The 18,518-nt window shown below is 64.0% G+C and carries 21 protein-coding genes and 1 pseudogene; 19 read left to right on the top strand and 3 right to left on the bottom strand.

Annotated elements, in window-relative coordinates; all coding sequences use genetic code 11:
• Window positions 1-8 precede the first annotated feature (8 nt).
• From IMX18_RS07025 to IMX18_RS07000, 6 genes are all read left to right on the top strand, one after another.
• Entirely contained in the window at window positions 9-569 is a 561-nt protein-coding gene (locus IMX18_RS07025; protein ID WP_009876573.1) for a DUF2857 domain-containing protein, read from the top strand.
• Between the two features lie 3 nt (window positions 570-572).
• Window positions 573-1,823: an STY4528 family pathogenicity island replication protein gene (locus tag IMX18_RS07020; RefSeq protein WP_011871435.1), complete on the top strand. Its 1,251-nt coding sequence runs from the start codon at window positions 573-575 to the stop codon at window positions 1,821-1,823.
• Between the two features lie 331 nt (window positions 1,824-2,154).
• Complete coding sequence (locus IMX18_RS07015; protein WP_011871436.1) at window positions 2,155-2,934, top strand: PFL_4669 family integrating conjugative element protein; 780 nt, start codon at window positions 2,155-2,157, stop codon at window positions 2,932-2,934.
• Window positions 2,931-3,458 carry a DUF3158 family protein gene (locus IMX18_RS07010; protein WP_049323458.1) on the top strand — a complete coding sequence of 176 codons (528 nt, stop codon included), beginning with the start codon at window positions 2,931-2,933 and terminating at the stop codon, window positions 3,456-3,458. Before IMX18_RS07015 ends, IMX18_RS07010 begins: the two co-directional genes overlap by 4 nt.
• A 73-nt stretch (window positions 3,459-3,531) precedes the next feature.
• Window positions 3,532-3,972 (top strand): single-stranded DNA-binding protein, encoded by a 441-nt coding sequence (locus tag IMX18_RS07005; protein ID WP_003098976.1) that lies wholly within the window; start codon window positions 3,532-3,534, stop codon window positions 3,970-3,972.
• Window positions 3,973-4,255: 283 nt separating this feature from the next.
• Window positions 4,256-6,286 carry a DNA topoisomerase III gene (locus IMX18_RS07000; RefSeq protein ID WP_003116834.1) on the top strand — a complete coding sequence of 677 codons (2,031 nt, stop codon included), beginning with the start codon at window positions 4,256-4,258 and terminating at the stop codon, window positions 6,284-6,286.
• A gap of 723 nt (window positions 6,287-7,009) precedes the next feature.
• Here IMX18_RS07000 and IMX18_RS06995 read toward each other — a convergent pair.
• A complete protein-coding gene (locus tag IMX18_RS06995; RefSeq protein ID WP_003098972.1) occupies window positions 7,010-7,645 on the bottom strand; it encodes a cation efflux transmembrane domain-containing protein in 636 nt (211 codons plus the stop codon).
• A gap of 411 nt (window positions 7,646-8,056) precedes the next feature.
• Here IMX18_RS06995 and IMX18_RS27950 point away from each other — a divergent pair, with 411 nt between their 5' ends.
• Window positions 8,057-8,266 (top strand): sterol desaturase family protein, encoded by a 210-nt coding sequence (locus tag IMX18_RS27950; RefSeq protein WP_014747696.1) that lies wholly within the window; start codon window positions 8,057-8,059, stop codon window positions 8,264-8,266.
• Between the two features lie 12 nt (window positions 8,267-8,278).
• Window positions 8,279-8,653, top strand: coding sequence for a DUF3703 domain-containing protein (locus IMX18_RS28385; protein WP_011516992.1), 375 nt, complete (start codon window positions 8,279-8,281; stop codon window positions 8,651-8,653).
• Between the two features lie 67 nt (window positions 8,654-8,720).
• Here IMX18_RS28385 and cadR read toward each other — a convergent pair whose 3' ends face one another.
• A complete protein-coding gene (gene cadR / locus IMX18_RS06985; RefSeq protein WP_003098965.1) occupies window positions 8,721-9,119 on the bottom strand; it encodes a Cd(II)/Pb(II)-responsive transcriptional regulator in 399 nt (132 codons plus the stop codon).
• On the opposite strand from cadR, the pseudogene IMX18_RS28610 reads away from it, so the two are divergent.
• The 10 genes and pseudogenes from IMX18_RS28610 to IMX18_RS06940 all read left to right on the top strand — a co-directional run.
• A pseudogene (locus IMX18_RS28610) lies at window positions 9,118-9,396 on the top strand (heavy-metal-associated domain-containing protein); the annotation flags it as partial. The gene cadR and the pseudogene IMX18_RS28610 overlap by 2 nt on opposite strands.
• A 138-nt stretch (window positions 9,397-9,534) precedes the next feature.
• The gene (locus tag IMX18_RS06980; protein ID WP_134576282.1) at window positions 9,535-12,123 is read left to right on the top strand and encodes a heavy metal translocating P-type ATPase; all 2,589 of its coding nucleotides are present in this window, start codon (window positions 9,535-9,537) and stop codon (window positions 12,121-12,123) included.
• A gap of 3 nt (window positions 12,124-12,126) precedes the next feature.
• Entirely contained in the window at window positions 12,127-12,627 is a 501-nt protein-coding gene (gene lspA, locus IMX18_RS06975; RefSeq protein ID WP_003098955.1) for a signal peptidase II, read from the top strand.
• A 342-nt stretch (window positions 12,628-12,969) separates the two neighbouring features.
• Complete coding sequence (locus tag IMX18_RS06970; protein WP_223656317.1) at window positions 12,970-13,275, top strand: hypothetical protein; 306 nt, start codon at window positions 12,970-12,972, stop codon at window positions 13,273-13,275.
• 337 nt (window positions 13,276-13,612) lie between these two features.
• Window positions 13,613-13,825 (top strand): hypothetical protein, encoded by a 213-nt coding sequence (locus IMX18_RS06965; RefSeq protein ID WP_003116833.1) that lies wholly within the window; start codon window positions 13,613-13,615, stop codon window positions 13,823-13,825.
• A 21-nt stretch (window positions 13,826-13,846) separates the two neighbouring features.
• Window positions 13,847-14,239 (top strand): hypothetical protein, encoded by a 393-nt coding sequence (locus IMX18_RS06960; protein WP_003116832.1) that lies wholly within the window; start codon window positions 13,847-13,849, stop codon window positions 14,237-14,239.
• Window positions 14,240-14,421: 182 nt separating this feature from the next.
• On the top strand, window positions 14,422-15,108 hold the full coding sequence (locus IMX18_RS06955; RefSeq protein WP_003116830.1) for a hypothetical protein: 687 nt from the start codon (window positions 14,422-14,424) through the stop codon (window positions 15,106-15,108).
• 83 nt (window positions 15,109-15,191) lie between these two features.
• On the top strand, window positions 15,192-15,929 hold the full coding sequence (locus IMX18_RS06950) for a DUF5983 family protein (RefSeq protein WP_003116829.1): 738 nt from the start codon (window positions 15,192-15,194) through the stop codon (window positions 15,927-15,929).
• Between the two features lie 97 nt (window positions 15,930-16,026).
• Entirely contained in the window at window positions 16,027-16,305 is a 279-nt protein-coding gene (locus IMX18_RS06945) for a hypothetical protein (RefSeq protein ID WP_003116828.1), read from the top strand.
• A gap of 288 nt (window positions 16,306-16,593) precedes the next feature.
• A complete protein-coding gene (locus tag IMX18_RS06940) occupies window positions 16,594-17,418 on the top strand; it encodes a hypothetical protein (RefSeq protein ID WP_003098941.1) in 825 nt (274 codons plus the stop codon).
• A 261-nt stretch (window positions 17,419-17,679) separates the two neighbouring features.
• Here IMX18_RS06940 and merR read toward each other — a convergent pair whose 3' ends face one another.
• Window positions 17,680-18,087 carry a mercury resistance transcriptional regulator MerR gene (merR, locus tag IMX18_RS06930; protein ID WP_003098939.1) on the bottom strand — a complete coding sequence of 136 codons (408 nt, stop codon included), beginning with the start codon at window positions 18,085-18,087 and terminating at the stop codon, window positions 17,680-17,682.
• Window positions 18,088-18,158: 71 nt separating this feature from the next.
• Here merR and merT point away from each other — a divergent pair, with 71 nt between their 5' ends.
• Entirely contained in the window at window positions 18,159-18,509 is a 351-nt protein-coding gene (gene merT / locus IMX18_RS06925) for a mercuric ion transporter MerT (protein ID WP_003116827.1), read from the top strand.
• The last annotated feature ends 9 nt before the right edge of the window (window positions 18,510-18,518 follow it).

The raw sequence follows: 18,518 nt of genomic DNA, 5'->3' as shown, positions 1-18,518 counted from the left end.
AGGCCTGCATGTCCGCACCGAACCCACTCAACCAGGCCGTCATCGCGCAGGCACTCTACGACCTACGAAACGGGCAACTGCGTCGCTGCAAGGCGATGGGGTTCGGCGAGGAAGAGCTGGATGCGCTCAAGCATCCGGCGCTGATCAGCGTGCTGGCCAATGCCAACGTCTCCTGGTGCTCTGTCTCGGTGAACCGGGAAGTGCTCCGGCGATTGCTCAAACAGGCGCAGGACGTGGAGAAGGAGATCGCCACCGTCGATCGCATGCTGCGCCTGGGTGCCAGTACCGAAATGGTGAGCCGCTTCTACGGGCTGACACATCAGGAAGTCGCACTTCGGCGCGAAGTTCTCGGCCTGCCCAAACGCAAGGGGCGCCATCCGGTTCTGGACGAGGAGCAGGACACCGAGCTGTGGCGGCGCTGGAAGGTCGTGACCAGCAGCAGGAACGTCGAGCTGGAGGATGAGACCTCGGTTCTTGATGCGGCAATGGACCTCGCCGAAGGCATGGAGCTGCCGCTGTCGGTGGTCTGGGCTGCGATCAAGAACTGGATCGATCAGGGACTGGGTTGAATCATGGCCGTGGACGACGCTGCACCACGAGCACCACGCCAAGGTCCGGTCGCCCTCGCTGATCTGTTCGACAGCGCGCTGAAAGACCTTGCACCGAAACCTCGCCCACTAGCACCGGCTCCCGCCTTCGCATCCGCGACGTCTCCTGTGTCTGCAACCGGCGACGGTTTCCTGTTCAGTGGAAATCGGCACGAGAGCGTGCCGCGACGGCTGTTCCTCGACCGACGCCTGACGCCGCTGGAACGCAATGCCTGGCAAGTCTTCCGGATGATGCTCAACGAGGATGGCGTCACGGCGTTTCCGACGTATGAGCAACTTCGCCCGTGGCTCGCGTCAATGCCCTGCGCCGGACAGGCCTCCCACGAGACCGTGGCACGGGCGCTGACGCTGTTGCGCCTGACGCGCTGGTTGAGTCTCGTGCGCCGCAGGCGCGACCCCAAGACCGGGCGCATCCTCGGCAACCTCTACGTCCTGCACGATGAGCCCCTGACCCCGTTCGAGGCGATGCAGCTCGACCCGGACTACCTGCAGCTCGTCAGCCAAGCCCTGGGCCATTCGGCCAGGGCCGTTCAGGTCGTGGGCTTGCACACGCTCAATGAGATCGCCGAAGACCCGCTGCTGTCTGGCCGCATGCTGCCCTCGCGGCTGCAGGTCCTTGCCGAACGCCTCGCAAGCCAAGGCATTGGGTCGCAGGAGAGTTATCCACAGGAGGACACGGTTCACGATTCCGAAGAAGGGGCGCCGAGCCTTCTTCGGAATTCTGATCGGCCCTCTTCGGATTCCGAAGCAGGGCCAAAACACGCAGCAGACGGCGCTCTTCGGAATCCGAAACAGGACCGTACTGTACGTAGTAGTCGTATTAATGAAGTACGTACTACCGCGCGTGAGCGTGGGCAGGCGCGCGCGATGCCGGGAGTTCGTCTGCCTGATCGCTTTCTCGGCTTGAAAGATGAACAGCAGGCCGGCGCCATGGTGGCATTGCAGCAGGTCGATGCCCCGCTACGCCAGGCCGTGCTGGACGAATGGGCGGATCGCTGTCGTGGCAGCACCATCCGCAACCCGGCAGGCTACCTGTTCGGCATCATCCAACGTGCCATCCGTGGCGAGTTCAACGCATGGGCCAGGCAAGCTGGGTCAGCACCGCCACCTGCCCCTGCACGAGATGCACCGCCTGAGCCACCGCGCAATGTAGTTCCGCCCGAGGTAGCCCGGCAGCACATCGACCGGCTGCGCGACCTTCTGCGCAGTAGCTGAGCGCGACGAGCGACAAGGGCGTGAAGCAGACGCCCGTGGCCGTCAGTAGAGCTATCCCCTGGGGATAGATGTGATGCAAGGCGTAACACCGAAAGACACAGGCTGGGTGCTTCTGTCCACGGTGCTGCAGTGGCGTCCGGTTCCTGAGCGCACCCACCATCTGCGCGAGCAGCGCTCTGTGGCGTTTGATGGAGCTATCCCCTGGGGATAGCTCGCATTGCGGGCCGCCACCACCACGACAACCGGGGACCAGTTCATTTCGGTTTGTTGACTGACTGCCTTCCGCTGCATGCCGATCCTGACCGCTCCTTTTCCCAAGCGAGCGGACACCATGGCAACCAACGAACCTCTGCAACTCAATCTCGGCTCTTTGCGCAGCGCGATGTCGCTGACGCTTCACACCCACCACGCATCGCGCATCTGGCATGGCCGCGCCGCCGCCGAGGGGCGACCCGGCATCGTCGGCCTGAACGGCTACATCGCCGTGATGAACAAGATGAAGCGCGGCTCGGAACAGGATGACCCGTACAGCGACTGGTGGATGTTGCGCATCGAGGAAAAGCTCGACCAGGCCAAGACCACGTTGCAATCGCTGCGCGAGCAGGTGGACCAGGCATTGGCCGGCGTGCCAGCGGCGTTGAGCCTGGGCGAGAACCTCAACGTGCAACCGGTGAAGCTCCCCTTGTTCGTGAACGCGCAGCTCGGCTTTGCCGCGGTCTATCTCCTGGCCGACTATGACGACATCGCCCGCAAGCTGATCCTCGCCCATCACACCGCGCTGATCGATCGCTCGACATTGGAGCGGTGGCTCAACGAAGGCGCTCACACGCTGCGCAGCCTGTTCAGCCTGGCCCAGCAGTACCGCTACTCGGGATGCACCCGCGACGACTTCGCGGCCAAGAACGCCGCAGCGCGGGCGGCGCTGGAGAAGTTCGGCGACTTGCCGCAGGACGTGCTCGAAGGCGCTCGCCGCTCGAAGTTTGCGCCGCCCGTCGTGCGCCGCGGCCTGCAACAGCGCAGTGATAGCGCTGCCGCAGCCGCACCTCCCAGCGACGAAGGCACTGCCGCCGATCCGGCCGAGGCCAGCACCGGCGAGGACGAACAGGCATGAGCGACCCGAACCGCGAACCTCGCTACTTCCGTGGTCTGGAACAGCCAGCCTTCATGCGGCTGGAACACGCGGCCTCTCTAAAAGGCCTTTTAAAGCCTTTTAAAGGTAAAGGGGACTTCGAGGCCTGGGCCAGCCAGTGCTTCGCCATGCGCGACGAGTTGATTGCCCTGGCGCAGCGACAGGTGCTGCCACAGGCGTGCGGGCATCCCTTCCACCTGCTTCCCGTCGAGCTGGCCCAGCAGACCACTGGCGCAGGCACGACCTTTCTTCGCTGGCGCAAGCACGATCGATCGGCCATGGGCGTGGCGTTGTGGCAGGAGCTGATGGCGAGCCCCAGCACGCCGGTCAACCTGCTGCACGACCTGCACGAGATCGAACTGCAGCGCGTCATGCTGAACATGCAGATCAGCCTGCTGCACACCCTGGGCAGGCAAGCACAGGAATGCGCCAGCAAGGCCGCGCAGGCGGACAACACCTACCTGCGCCGGCTCGCGTCCGTTCCTGCCGCAGTGCGCGATCGGTGATTGCGCCTGCCATCCGAGCACGCGCCCGAGCCCAACGAGGCACGGGTATTTCAACCACCACGGAGATTCCAACATGAGCACACAATTCATCGGCGAGGGCAACATCGGATCGCCTCCCGAGTACCGCGAATTCCCCAATGGCAACGACGATCCTCGCCGGTTGCTCCGGCTGAACGTGTACTTCGACAACCCCGTCCCCACCAAGGGCGGCGAGTTCGAGGACCGCGGCGGCTTCTGGGCGCCGGTGGAACTCTGGCACCACGACGCCGACCGCTGGCAGCAGCTCTACCAGAAGGGCATGCGGGTGCTGGTCGTCGGCCGCATGGAGCGCGACCCCTGGACGGACAACGAAGATCAGCCGCGTGAGACTTGGCAGGTCAACGCGCGCAGTGTCGGCATCCTGCCGTACCGCATCGAGTCTGTGGCCCTCAGCCCGAAGCCACAGGAGGCAGAGCCGAAGCCCCAGGCCACCCAGGAATCGACGGCGCCGAAAGAGACCAAGCGCAGGAAGTGATCGGGCATGGAGGGCGGCTGCCGCAGTGCTTCGCCGCCCTCCATGCGCTGCGAATTATCCCCAGGGGATAGCTCCACCAACGTCCACCGAGTTCCACGCGCGCTCCCGGAAATCGCGGCTCTCGGCCCGCACACTTCCGGCCACGCACCTTCCCCGCACTCGCCATTTCATCGGCGTGAAAGCGGTCGCTGCCGCATGCGGCTTGTTTGCTGCTGCCAGGGGCTGCGCTCGGCATCCTCGATCCCAGCAACTCCATGAACAACAGGAATCGGGATGGACGGATATGCGGCTGTTCTTGTGCGAGAAGCCCTCCCAGGGCAAAGACATTGGCCGGATTCTCGGCGCCACGCAGCGCGGTGAAGGCTGCCTCAACGGTTCCGGCGTCACGGTCACCTGGTGCATCGGCCATCTCGTGGAGGCGGCGCCGCCCGAGGCCTACGACGAGCAGCTCAAACGATGGTCCGTTGAGCAGTTGCCCATCATTCCCCAGCACTGGCGGGTCGAGGTCAAACCGAAGACCGCCACGCAATTCAAGGTCGTCAAGGCGCTCTTGGCGAAGGCGACTCACCTGGTTATCGCCACCGATGCCGACCGCGAGGGCGAATTGATCGCCCGCGAGATCGTGGAGCTTTGCGGCTACCGCGGCCCCATCGAACGCCTGTGGCTGTCGGCGCTCAACGATGCGTCCATTCGGGCGGCACTGGGCAAGCTGCGGCCTTCGGCCGAGACGCTTTCGATGTACCACTCGGCGCTGGCGCGCTCCCGTGCGGATTGGCTCGTGGGCATGAACCTGAGCCGGCTGTTCACGGTGCTGGGGCGACAGGCGGGTTACGACGGCGTGCTGTCGGTCGGCCGCGTACAGACCCCGACGCTCAAGCTCGTTGTGGACCGCGACCGCGAGATCGCGCGCTTCGTGTCCGTACCATACTGGGCCATCGCCGTGTCCCTGTTCGCAGGCGGTTCGACTTTCGCCGCGCAATGGGTTCCACCCGATGCGTGCACCGACGACGCAGGCCGCTGCCTGCGGCAGCCGGTCGCACAGCAGACCATGCAGCAGATCCGCGCTGCGGGCAGTGCCCACGTCGTGTCGGTGGAGACTGAGCGTGTCCGCGAAGGCCCGCCGCTGCCGTTCGACCTGGGCACCTTGCAGGAAGTGTGTTCCAAGCAGCTTGGGCTGGACGTGCAGGAAACCTTGGAGATTGCCCAAGCCCTGTACGAGACGCACAAGGCCACGACGTACCCCCGCTCGGACTCCGGCTACCTGCCCGAGAGCATGTTTGCCGAAGTGCCCACCGTTCTCGACAGCCTGCTCAAGACCGATCCCTCGCTGCGCTCGATCATGGGCCAGCTCGACCGCTCGCAGCGCTCGCGCGCCTGGAACGATGGCAAGGTCACGGCGCACCACGGCATCATCCCGACGCTCGAACCGGCGAAGCTCTCCGCCATGAGCGAGAAGGAACTGGCCGTGTACAGGCTCATCCGGTCGCATTACCTGGCGCAGTTCCTCCCTCACCACGAGTTCGACCGCACTGTGGCCAAGTTTTCGTGCGGGGGGCAGAACCTGGCGGCCACGGGCAAGCAGGTTGTCATCCCGGGTTGGCGCCAGGTGCTCGCCGAGCCGCAGGCCGAAGACGGTGATGGCGAGGGCGATACTGCGGTCCGCGCCCAGGTGCTGCCCGCGCTGCCGAAACTGTATGAGGGCCTGGCATGCCAGGTGGCCGACGTCGATCTCAAGGCACTCAAGACGCTGCCGCCCAAACCGTACACGCAAGGCGAGTTGGTCAAGTCCATGAAAGGCGTCGCCAAGCTGGTGTCCGATCCCCGCCTGAAGCAGAAGCTCAAGGATACGGTTGGCATCGGCACCGAAGCGACGCGGGCCAACATCATCGGCGGCCTGATCGCTCGCGGCTACCTCGTGAAGAAGGGGCGCGCCATCCGCGCCTCGGATGCGGCTTTCACTTTGATCGATGCCGTGCCTGCGGCGATTGCCGACCCTGGCACCACCGCCGTCTGGGAACAGGCGCTCGACATGATCGAGGCCGGACAGCTCACCCTGGACGTGTTCATCGGCAAGCAGGCCGCGTGGATTTCGCAGTTGATTGCGCAGTACGGCAGCGCCTCCCTGTCCATCAAGGTTCCCCAAGGGCCGGCATGCCCGCAGTGCGGCGCACCCACGCGCCAGCGCAGCGGCAAGAGCGGCCCGTTCTGGTCGTGCAGCCGCTACCCGGACTGCAAAGGCACGCTGCCAGTCGAATCCGGCAGCTCCAAGCGCGGCGCCTCGCGCCCGCGCCGTAGCGGCCGCAAAGGCTCCTGACCGCCCCCGTTCCCCGTGAGCCGTGCCCGCCTTCGGCGGCGTGGCCCCTGTCCCGCACTCCGCCGCATGCCCTGCGGGACGCCCAGCGCGCAACGCCTTCTTGATCCGTGTGCGCGTCCCGCCCAGCCGTCCCCGGCCGCGGGACCTGAAGGTAGCTTCTCTGCGAGCCGCACCACGCGCGTTCTGTTGATCTGCGTTTCTTCCGCCCTCTGCGAAGGGTCTCCCGGTGGCTTGCCAGGCTGCACGAGCCACCGGGAGACCCTTCGTGGTCAGCGGTAATCGGTGCCGGTGCCCGCCGGTGCAAAAACGGGCTCCCTTTGTGCGCGGATGTGCGCCAGACGATGCCGGCCCCAGCCACGACATGGGCCGGGTGTGATTGCTTGATGAGCAGACGGTTCTAGCGACGACCGGGCCTGCCAATCAGCCCACGGGTGGTTCCTCTTTTCTCCCGAGCCGAAGGCCGTTGGGCCTTCGGCGCCATTCTCCTGCCCATCAACGTCCCGGCCCGGCCATTGGCCTGGGCCACACGAACAGGAGAGACGACATGCACCCTCAACCTTGCGCACCGCTGCTGTACGGCAGACGGAGGTCGAGAACGGCATGCCCGCCTATCGCGCGGCCATCGCCAATGGTACGCTCGGCTGCAGCCGAGGCCGTAGCCCAAAGGCTGGACTACCTCTTTTGCAGAGGTAAACCTCGGGATGAACTGGGCGAAAACATGCCTTATGTGCCCGCCTTACGGCGAGCTGTTTCCGATGCTTCGCGCAGGATTTCCCGCCCCCCATTCGCTGCGATTGCGGCCACGATGACGCCCAGCACCAGATCCGGGATGTTCGACCCGAACCCCATCACCAGCACCCCGGACAGCACAATCGCACCATTGACGATGGAGTCGTTGCTGGTAAAGATCGCTGACGCCTTGAAGTTCACATCTTCCCCGCGATGGCGGCGCAGTAGTCTGAGGCACACTAGGTTCAAAGCCGCGTTCAGCGCGGCCATGGCCATCATGGCTGGGCCGACAGGCTCTTCCCCTCCAGCGAAGCGGCGTAGGACTTCCAACAGCAGCAGCGCGGCCAGGCCGATTAGCAAGAAACCCGACAAGCGGGCCGCGCCCACCTTGACCGTTGCCGCACGACCGACGGCATACAGGCTAACCGCATAGACCGACGCATCGGCGAGGTTGTCCAACCCGGCGCCCATCAGCGCCGTAGAGCCAGCCCAGATGCCAAGGGCAATGCCGGCGGCGGACTGCGTCAGGTTGATCAGCAACACAGTCAGAAGAATCTTTCGGTCCTTCGCATCGCTCGCATCTAGGCGGCCCAACTCGTCGTTTTCGTGATTTCTGTGGTTTTCAGCCATGCATTGTTCCTTCCAAATCGATGGATGCTGAAGCCTGTAGCGGCTGGAGAGTCAAGGCGCAGATGCAACGAACTTGCCACAGGGTCTTCCCGGACGCCCTTGACTCTACCGTAGCTAGAAGGTTTTCCAATCCAGTCAGAGCTTTAGGACAGAACAGATGAGCACCAATGCGCCCCCTTCATTGCGACTGTCATCCGGTATGGCTGCTATCCACTGATCCGTGGCGCCACTGCGGTTGTGCTCTTCGGCGAGCTCGCGACCGGCCGGCCGTCTTTTCCGACGGAGCTACTCACAGTGATCGTCGCGCTCGCTTGTGCCGCCTTGCTAGAGGGCGGGCGGCCTTTCCACTCCCCGTTGAGCCAGTAGCGGCGTTCCAAGCTGTGGTTGGCCGTCGGCGCATGGCTCGGCTTCTTGGTCGTGCATCTGGCCTTCCAGCACTCCAATCTGGGATACCGGGTCGGGCCGTTGGGATTGTTGATCGGGGTGGCTGAAGCCCATCGCTGGCATCACAAGCGTGAGCACGAAGACGCCCAAGTCAACTACGGCGATTTCTGGATGCCCGGGGGCCACTTGTTCAGCGCTTTCCGGTCGCAAAAGCACACGCTGGGCGCCAAAGAGTGACACTCAAGAAAGATGGACTTTCCAATGGACTACGGCCCGCAGCTTGTCTATCCCTTCCGGAGCCGGCCAGCAGCGGCAAACGCTTGCGCTGCTGGCTATACGATCTTGCCCACGTCGCATTCTTGCGCGAGTCGGGCCTTGCGGCTTCTTGCGAAGCGATCGCGAGTTGCGTGGCGTGCCCATGAGTCGGGCCGCGTCGTGGCGCACTGCTACCTTGGCCTGCACCTGCACCTGCGCAGCCACGCCGCGATGCTCGGTCTGGCCTGGAGAACCCGTAAGGTGGCGGAGATTGCGGCGCGCAGGTCGTCCGGCTCGCGCTGGCTCCTGTGGGCCACGCCCTCGGTCGCACGCCGTCTCAAAACGTCAGAATCGCGCGCTTTCGCATGATGGAGCGCGGCACGTGGCTCTCAGAACTGGACCCGATCACTTCCAGCACCGATGACACGCTCGAGCTTCAGGCGGGCTCGGCCAAGCTGTTGAGAATGCCGCACTCGCGCGAGGTTCGGGCGCTATCGCAGGAGCGTCGCAGATCCATTAACTCGCGCTCCAAGGCGCGCAATTCCTTCATCTTGGTCCGCACTTGCGCGATATGAGCGTCGACCAGCGCGTTCACCTCGCCGCAGCCCAACTCTGGCCGATCCCGTAAGTTCAGCAGTTGACGGATCTCATCCAGCGTCATGTCCTTCGCCCGGCAGCGGCGGATGAACAGCAAGCGCTGCAAATGGACTTCGTCATAGAGCCTGAAGTTGCCCTCGCTACGTGCAGGCTCGGGCAGCAAGCCTTCTGACTCGTAAAAGCGCACGGTCTGCACCAAGCAATCTGCCTTCTTGCCCAGTTCACCGATCCGCATCATGGTTGCTTCCTATAAAAAACTTGACTCTATATCTACTAGAGGTTTTCTAATGATGGCATCCGGGGAAAACCTTGTCAATGAAGAGCGATCTATGAACAAAGAACCTTCCAGCCCATGCGCCTGCTCCGGCGGCAATGGCCAACAGACGGCGTGCGCCAGTGAGCAGGCCAGCACTGAAACCACCGTTTTCCACGTGAGCAACATGGATTGCCGCAATGAGGAAGCACTGGTGCGGCGAACGCTGGAGGGCATGCCCGGTGTCGAGCGGCTCCTGTTCGATCTTCCGCAGCGTTTGTTGACCATTTCGCACCGCGAAGTCTCGGCCGATGCCTTGGAGCAAGCGCTGAATTCGGTGGGCATGAAGGCTCAGGCTGTCCGAGACGCCGCCGTGTCGACCACCTACCGCATCGAGAACATGGACTGCCCGAGCGAGGAGAAACTCATCCGCTCGCACCTCGGGGCAGTCGAGGGAATTCAGGACCTCGACTTCGACCTCGCTGAGCGCACCCTGTCGGTGAAACACCTCGCTCAGGCACGCGCGCAGATGGAGCAGGTCCTGGCCTCGATCGGCATGCGCGCCAAGGAGCAGACCTTCGGCCACACGGGGCCGATCGAAGCCGCGGCTGTGATCCCATCCTCGGCCCTGCAGCAGCAACCAACCGCTGCCGTTTCCGCGCCGCCGATCGGCGAGCGGGTGACGTACCGGATCGAGAACATGGATTGCCCGACGGAAGAAGCGCTGATCCGCGACCGGCTGGGCAAGCTGCCGGGTGTGACCGCGCTCGACTTCAATCTGATGCAGCGTGTGCTGGGAGTCCAGCACACGCTGGCGACCTCAGCGCCGATCGAGAAGGCGCTTGCTTCCATTGGAATGCAGGCTGCGCGGCAGGACATGCAGACAGCCACCACGGTACTTCGCATCGCGAAGATGGACTGTCCGACCGAGGAAAGTCTGATCCGCGGCAAGCTGCAAGGCATGCCGGGCGTGCAGGGAATGGATTTCAACCTGATGCAGCGCACGCTCACGGTTCGGCACACACCCGACGCGATCAAGCCGGCAGTCGAAGCCATCGAATCGCTGGGCATGGAAGCCGAGGTCCAGAGGACTGATGAGCCGCGCGATGCCCCGGTGGCCGCGCACAAGACCAATTGGTGGCCGATGGCGGTTTCGGGCGTTGCGGCGGTGGCCGCCGAAGGCGTGTACTGGGTCAACGACGGCAATCATTGGGCCGTGATCGTGCTGGCACTGGTTTCGATCTTCACCGGCGGCCTCAGCACCTACAAGAAGGGCTGGATCGCGCTGAAGAACCTCAACCTGAACATGAACGCCCTGATGGCCATCGCGGTCACCGGCGGCATGGCGATCGGCCACTGGCCGGAGGCCGCCATGGTCATGTTCCTGTTCGCGTTGGCGGAAGTGATCGAGGCGAAGTCGCTGGACCGCGCCCGCAACGCCATTCGGGGGCTGATGGACTTGGCGCCCGAGACCGCGACCGTGCGGCAGGCCGATGGCTCATGGACAGAGCTGCCGGCCAAGGAGGTCGCAAAGGGCGCGGTGGTCCGCGTGCGTCCTGGCGAGCGCATCGCACTGGACGGCCTGATCACCTCGGGTCGATCGGCCATCAACCAGGCGCCCATCACCGGCGAGAGCCTGCCCGTCGAGAAGGCCGAAGGTGACCAGGTCTTCGCCGGAACCATCAATGAGACCGGCTCTTTCGAATACAAGGTGACCGCAGGCGCCAGCGACTCGACGCTCGCGCGCATCATCCATGCCGTGGAGTCCGCGCAGGGCAGCCGTGCGCCCACGCAGCGCTTCGTCGACCAGTTCGCCCGCGTCTACACGCCGGCGGTGTTCGCGGTGTCCGTGCTGGTTGCCGTCGTGCCGCCGCTCGCCTTCGGCGGCGCATGGTTTGACTGGGTCTACAAGGCCCTGGTACTGCTGGTGATCGCCTGCCCCTGCGCTCTGGTCATCTCCACGCCGGTCACCATCGTCAGCGGCTTGGCCGCTGCCGCCCGACGCGGCATCCTGATCAAGGGTGGCGTCTACCTGGAGGGCGGGCGCAAGCTCAAGGCGTTGGCCCTGGACAAGACCGGCACACTCACACATGGCAAGCCCGAGCAGACCGACTTCGTGCCGCTGATCGGCGAGGCGCAGGAAGTTGCCGCCTGGGCCGCAAGCCTCGCGGCACGCTCGGACCATCCTGTGTCTCAGGCCATCGCCCGCAAGGCGAACCGTGACGGCATCGCGCTGCACGAGGTCGACGACTTCGCGGCGCTGCCTGGCCGCGGCGTGCGCGGCCGCGTCGCCGGGCGCATGTTGCACATGGGCAACCACAGGCTCGCCCAGGAGCTGGGCCTGAGCGAAGCGACGCTCCAGGCTCGGCTGGAGACCCTGGAGCGCCAAGGCAAGACAGCGATCCTGCTGATGGACGATGCGACCGTGCTCGGCATTTTTGCAGTGGCCGACACCGTGAAGGAAACCAGCCGTGAGGCGGTGGCCGACCTGCAGGCGCTGGGTGTGCGCACGCTGATGCTGACGGGGGACAACCAGCACACGGCCGCGGCCATCGCTGCCCAGGTCGGAATCTCTGAAGCCCGTGGTGACCAACTGCCCGAAGACAAGCTCAAGACCATCGAAAGCCTGGTCGGCGGCGAGGGCCAGGTGGGCATGGTGGGCGACGGCATCAACGATTCGCCCGCGCTCGCCCGTGCCGACATCGGCTTCGCCATGGGCGCGGCCGGCACCGACACCGCGATCGAAACAGCCGACGTCGCCCTGATGGACGACGACCTGCGCAAGATCCCCGCCTTCATCCGGCTGTCGCGTAGCACTGCGGCGATCCTCACGCAGAACATCGTTCTGGCCCTTGGCATCAAGGCGGTGTTCCTTGCGTTGACGTTCACAGGGCATGCCACCATGTGGATGGCTGTGTTCGCTGACATGGGGGCAAGTCTTTTGGTTGTCGTCAATGGGCTGCGCCTCCTGAAGTTCAAGGCGGCATGAACAATGGATGAACCATCTCTTCGCAAGACGCAGTGGTACTCACTCGCGATCGTTATATTCGCCGGCGATCAGGCAGCTAAGAGCTACATTGACGCGACAACTCCCTTGGGTTGGTCGCACGAGGTGGCGTCATTCTTCAACCTAGTTCACGCTCTCAATCCCGGCGCGGCGTTCAGCTTCCTTGCTGGCGCGGGCGGCTGGCAGCGGTGGTTTTTTCTGGCGATCGCGTTCGCAATATCGGCATGGCTCGCATGGCTGCTCTCCCGGCCGCTGCGCAAAACGGAAGGCCTTTCGTACAGCCTCATTCTGGGCGGCGCATTGGGCAACGCGTTCGACCGCGCCACGCGCGGGCACGTTATCGACTACATCGACTTTCACCTGCACGGCTGGCACTGGCCCGCCTTCAACATCGCTGACATGGCCATCGTGGGCGGGGCGATCGCGCTGGTGGCCCAGTCGTTCATGAGCGTGGAGAACCCGGCCGCCACAAAGGAGTCCCAGTGACATTGGGACGATCCGGAAATTCGCAATGCACACGGTGCAGGACACCAATCTGAAGAGAACGGCCCCCAGCATGAGCGGCCGCGGCTTGGCCCTCATGCTAGCGCCCACCGCCGCTTTTGCTGCAACGCCCTGTTGCGATGGCGGCGATTGCTGCAACGACGTCGCAATGCCTTGCTGTGAATAAACAGCACGCAAGCCAGTTGACCTGGCAATTATGAAAGTCCATCACGGCGATGCTGGCCTTTTTCGTTCCAATGAGCCGTCACGGAGAGGTGATGATGAAGCTATGCCGGGATCCTGCAAGCTTTAGGACGGTCTTCTTTACCGCATAGCGATATGCTGATGTCACCCGTTCGCCTCGCCTGGCAAGTACAAGTAGTTCGTCGCGGTTTTCTGGCCGTGTCCGCCCGCTTCGCTGGCCCTTTTGCCCCAAACAAGCGCAATCATGCCTGCGTTACCACCAAAGTTCGCCCCCGCCAGTTGCTGTTCCTAAAGGGCATCAAGCTCAACGCCATCGCCGACCGGCCAGCGTATTTCGCATCGCTGCGTGCCCGTCGGGGCCAGCCCATCGTCATCCTCGCAGAGCTGGGACCGGACGAGGCATTCGCCCTGTGGAAGCAGCATGTACTGGGCGACAGGCCTCGCTGACCCAGTTTCGCCTCATCCTCCTGACAGCCCCGCACTTATTGCGGGGCTTTCTTTTTTCCGCGTTCGCCAATCGGGGCTGTTGCAAATGCCGATTTCCGGCTGACGCGGCTCGCCTCGCGCATGAAGCTGCCCGCATGTGTCGCTGATTCGTCAGCACCATGCCAGCAGCCAGAGTTTCCAGGCTGCCGCGGATTCTTTCCGCGCTACCCGCCAGTCCGCCATCGCATCGAGTCTGCGGACGCGCGTCACCCGTGACGCCGATGCTTTTTTCTCAACCGCGTGCGGGAGCTGCCATCCCGTGAGGGACGAGGCCCCGCTTTTTCCAAGGAGCCCGTCCATGTCCCAGCAAGCCTCTTTCGGCCAGTTGGCCTTGATCCATTGCGGCAAGTTCCTGCCGCTCGAAATCCTGCATAGCGCCGCCGGCCACTACATCGGCACGCGCGATACAGAAGGTCCCGTTTCGCGGGAATCCTGCCAGTACTTCCGCAGCTATGCCGCGGCTCAACGTGCCCTCGAAAGAGGCGGCTGGTCCCAGCTCGCCACACCCTGATCCAACTGGAGGAACCACGTCATGAACCAGCTTTTGCCCCAGGAAGTCGTCGATCAGATCATGCGGGAAGAGCAGCATTTCGCCGCCGCGCCCCAAGCCTTCTTCGAGGTCTGGAAGCGCGGCGTCGAGATCGCAGGCCCGCAATGGTTTGGCGACGGCACGCGCGAAGGCCTGAACCAGGCAAAGAGCAAGTGGGATCTGCGTCCCGACATGCTGCGTGCCAACGACGCACTCGGCGTCCTGAGCAGCGGGGAACGCATGTTCCTGTCCGCCATGTTCAGCTTCTACAACGCGCGCGAGGGCGGTGCCATGCTCAAGCGCTGCCACTTCCAAGGACTGTCGGACTTCGATGGTCTCGATCTGCAACGTCGCCAGGTGATCGCCGACCTGCTGCTGAACTACAGCGGTTGGTGAGCCGGTCCCTGGCACACCTTCATCACTGCGTTCACGGGACCCCATGAGGGACATGCGCCTCGTTCGAGGCCATGTCCCTCGCGTTTTCTCCCCGCCCAGCGCCATCCGGCATCAGGCGGTTTCCCCTGCGGATGCCATCGTCCGCAAGGGCTGGCTCCGTTCATTCATCGAAAGGAGCCTTCATGGCCAACAACTACTACGAAGCCACCGGCGTTCTCGTGCTCGACCGTGTGACGCCCGTCATCCAGGCGCTGTTCGGCGCCTTCGCGCTGGACGAGAGCCACCCCGGCAACGGGCAGGCCTACATCGCCCAGATCGCCGAGACCACCAATCCGCAATGGCCGGACGTGCTCGATGGCCTGGAAGACCTGGCCACGCAACTCGGTATTCCGATGCCGGACGACGAAGGGCTGTCGATCCCGCCGCTGCTCGAACTGCTCGCCGTGCACTTCCGTGCCGATGAGGACGAAGAGCTGGGGAACTTGATCGACCGTCATTCGTTCGAGGACACCGCCGATCTCGACGCATTGTTTCTGATCGCCACCCGGTTCGATGACGGGCACCACCTGACCGCCATCCAGTTCGAGGGCTGCTGGTACTGCAGCAAGCCGCGGCTGTTCGAGTTCGGCGGCAACGGCTGCTACCTGAGCCGCGAGGTCCGCTTCATCAGCTCCTCCTCCCAGGCCCTCCAGCTCGGCGACCAATTGCGCAAGACCATTGTGGCCGCCGACATCGAAGAGGCTTCGGCCCTGATCGCGCTGGAGACCATCAATCTGCTGGCGGGCGTCAGCGACGAGCCATTCCGCATGAATTTGCGCCGGCGCGTCGCCGAGCGATTGGCCCAAACGCCAACGATCAGCGTCACCTGACGCTGTTTCCTTTCTTTCCACCCACCGGGGTCAATTCCCGGTGGCGGGGATTTGCTCCATCATTATTCTGTTGGAGAAATCCCATGTCCCAGAATCCCAATCCCTTTCTACGCGGCTACTGGAATCTGAAAATCGTCCGCACGCTGTCCATCAGCTACGAGGACGGAAGCCCGCATGTTTGGCGAAACATCCACCCGAGCCAGCAGCACCTCTGCGACGCGGCGCTGGTTTCTTCTCCTTGCATCATCACCAGCGACTTCGCGGTGGTCAGGACTGGCACCGAACCTGTCGGCGCCGCACTGATCGCCGAATGCGACGCGGCTGAAGGGGGCAGCGGCGAAGGCATGGTGGGTGCCGTGGTGTACGCGATCCACGGCGACGACTTCGACGGCCGCCCCGTCCACATTGGCGACACCTATTCGGCCGAGGCCGCACGGGAAGTCGTGCAGCGGTTGAGCTTCGAGACCGGCTACTACAGCCGGTGCTGGGAAATCAGCAGCGCGCACATCAGCCGCGAAACCGGCCAGTACCTGGCCAACCTGGCTGACCTCGCGACGCCGGAGGCCTTTTTGTTCATCGCGTTCCGGATTCCCTACAGCCCGGCGATCGGCGTCAAGCTGATCTCCACGCCCTGGACGGACCAGCACCTGCAGGACGTCGAGGGGATCGCCGCCGAGCAGCTTCGGCAGGAGCACCGCAGCAAGGGCATGCCGGACGAGCTGGCACAGATCCTTGAACTGGCCGGCCAGGCCGACGTGCGCATCCTCATCCTCGATGCCGACGCACCCGTGTTGCCGGGCCTATCGCTGGCCGGCGAATAGCTGCCACACACATCCCCGGCCTTCCTTGTCCTCACCGCATGCCGGCCCGGTCTCCCGCCAGAGAGCCGGGCCGGCGCACTTTCACAGGAGCGATCCCATGTTCCCCGACCTCATCACACCCGCATCCGACTTCGAGCACCAACTCGGAGCCTGCGTCAACGCCATGAGCCAGGAAGATGCCATCGGCCAGATCCTGGTATTCGAGCGCATGAGCGGCACGCTGCACATGCGCCATATCGCCAGCGCCGACCTGGTGGACACCGACGTGGACGACTACGAAATGGTCGTCTTCGACGGTGGCAACACAAGCGGCGACACGTGGAAACACGTGTTCTTTCCGCGTCAGCGCGAGCACTACTTCGTGTACCAAGCCTGATTCCTCCAGCCCCTTTCGAGGGGCTTTTTCTTGCCCGCAGCACAGGAAAACGGTTGTGGTGCGGTGCCGTTTCCTGCGGGCAGGCAGACCGCCCCAGGGCCATGCTTGCCCCATGTTCGTCGGCGTTGCCGGCACATGCCCAGGCAGTCGAGACCTTCGAGGCTGCAAGCGCGGGAAACCGTGCTGGTCGTTTCTTCCTACGGACCTACCGCGTCCATCCACGCCACCCACAAGGGACCTCTCCCTTGCGGGCGGGGAATCCCTTGTTTTTCCTCAAGGAGTTTCCCCATGGATCGTTCCCTCATCAAATCCATGATGCCTTCGCTGGTCGCAGGCCATGTGCCCCGCAACGTGCGGTCGTTCAAGTACCGCGTGTTCGATGATCAGCCGCTGTCCTCAACGCTGGGCTTCGCCATCGACCCCCAACCCTTCGACGGCAAGGTGGTCGCCGCGACCGACGATGCCATCGTCGTCAAGCTCAAGCCTTCCGAGTTCGCGGTGCTCGATCCCAGCCTGGTGACCACGGTTCCTGCCGAAGGCGCCAAGGTGCATGTCCAACCCTATGCCCGTCGTCGCTTCGACGGACTGCGCGCGGACACGCCGGAGGTCATCACCGAGGAGACTTCGGACGGCACGCCGTACACCATCACGAGGCACATCCTCGGCTCGGCGCCGGCCAAGCTGCCCATTCCCACGCCGCAGTGCATGGAGTTGGGCCAGCTCATCGAGCAGTTGGAGGAGATGCCGGCCCCCGATCGCTTCCGGCGCATCACCCACATGCTGGTGGATGCCGGTGCCCGCGACTTCACCTGGGTCGATCCCACGCCCTCCAAGATCATCGAGACCCCGCCGGCGATCAGCTTCACGGTCTCGACCGCGAAGTTCGAGGGCCGGGTGACGATCCTCTACGACCGCGGCGGAGACACCTACGTGGTGGAACTGCACCGTCAGAACGGTGAATCGGTCGAACTGGTCGATCGGCACGACGAGGTGTATTTCGACATGCTCGGCGAAGTGCTGGAGAGGCTCATCGACGACGGGCGCTGGCGCCAGATCGACGTGAGCATCCTCGACGCGAAAGCGGCCCGCAAGCGCCAGGCCGTCCCGGCATGACGCCCCGCAGCGAAACCGGGCGGTCCTGCGGCTGACCCGAGGCATCCGCCACGGCGTTCCAGCCGTTCCGGCCGCGTGCACTACAGGCCCTTCATCCCATCGGATGGAGGCCTTTCTCATTCTTCCACACAGGAGATTTCATCCATGTCACTGCGATTCAAAGGCGCTGACCTGCGCCCCGTGCTGACCGAAGCCATCGCCAATCAGGGGTCGTCTCAGAAAACGGAAAAAAATCGTACGCTAAGAGCCGAAGTGGGCCCTTTAGCAGCAATGCAAAGCTGCGATCAACGGGCAGGAAACATTGCCATGGTGCGCGTTGCACTCTCTCACTAGCGTCGACAGGGCCTCTTCCATCCGCGTGAGGTCCGCCATGCGTGCGCGCACATCGGCCAGCCGGTGAGCAGCCAGTTCGGCCGCCTCGCTGCAATGGGTGCCGTCCTCCAGTTTCAGGAGCTGGCCGACTTCATCCAGGCTGAATCCCAGGCGCTGGGCTGACTTCACGAACTTCACCCGCGCCACGTCCGCCTGCCCGTAGCGGCGGATGCGACCGTAGGGCCGCTCCGGCTGGGGTAGCAAGCCCTTGAGCTGATAGAAGCGGATCGTCTCCACGTTGACCCGGGCTGCCTTGGCGAAGGCCCCGATGGTCAGATTCTCTTGAGCGTTCTCCATGGCGCTTGACTCCGTAGTTGACTACGGAAGTAACGTTACAGCATCAAGCGAAGTCCCGGAAGGAGAACCTTATGTCGGAACCCAAGAACGGCTGCGGCGCACTGGCGACCGGCGGCGTCGCGGCCGTCCTCGCCTCGGCCTGCTGCCTCGGCCCCCTTGTCCTGGTCGCGCTCGGCTTCTCTGGCGCGTGGATCGGCAACCTGACCGTGCTGGAGCCGTATCGGCCGATCTTCATCGGCGCAGCGCTCATCGCGCTGTTCTTCGCCTGGCGCAGCATCTTCCGACCAGCCCATGCCTGCAAGCCCGGCGACGTTTGCGCCGTGCCCCAAGTGCGGACTGCCTACAAGGTGATCTTCTGGATCGTGGCCGCCCTGGTTCTGGTTGCCCTCGCGTTTCCCTACGTCCTGCCGCTGTTCTACTGAAAGGAGATC

This window comes from Pseudomonas shirazica (genome assembly GCF_015168335.1).
GTDB lineage: Bacteria > Pseudomonadota > Gammaproteobacteria > Pseudomonadales > Pseudomonadaceae > Aquipseudomonas > Aquipseudomonas asiatica.
This window is presented reverse-complemented; position numbering and strand designations above follow the sequence as displayed.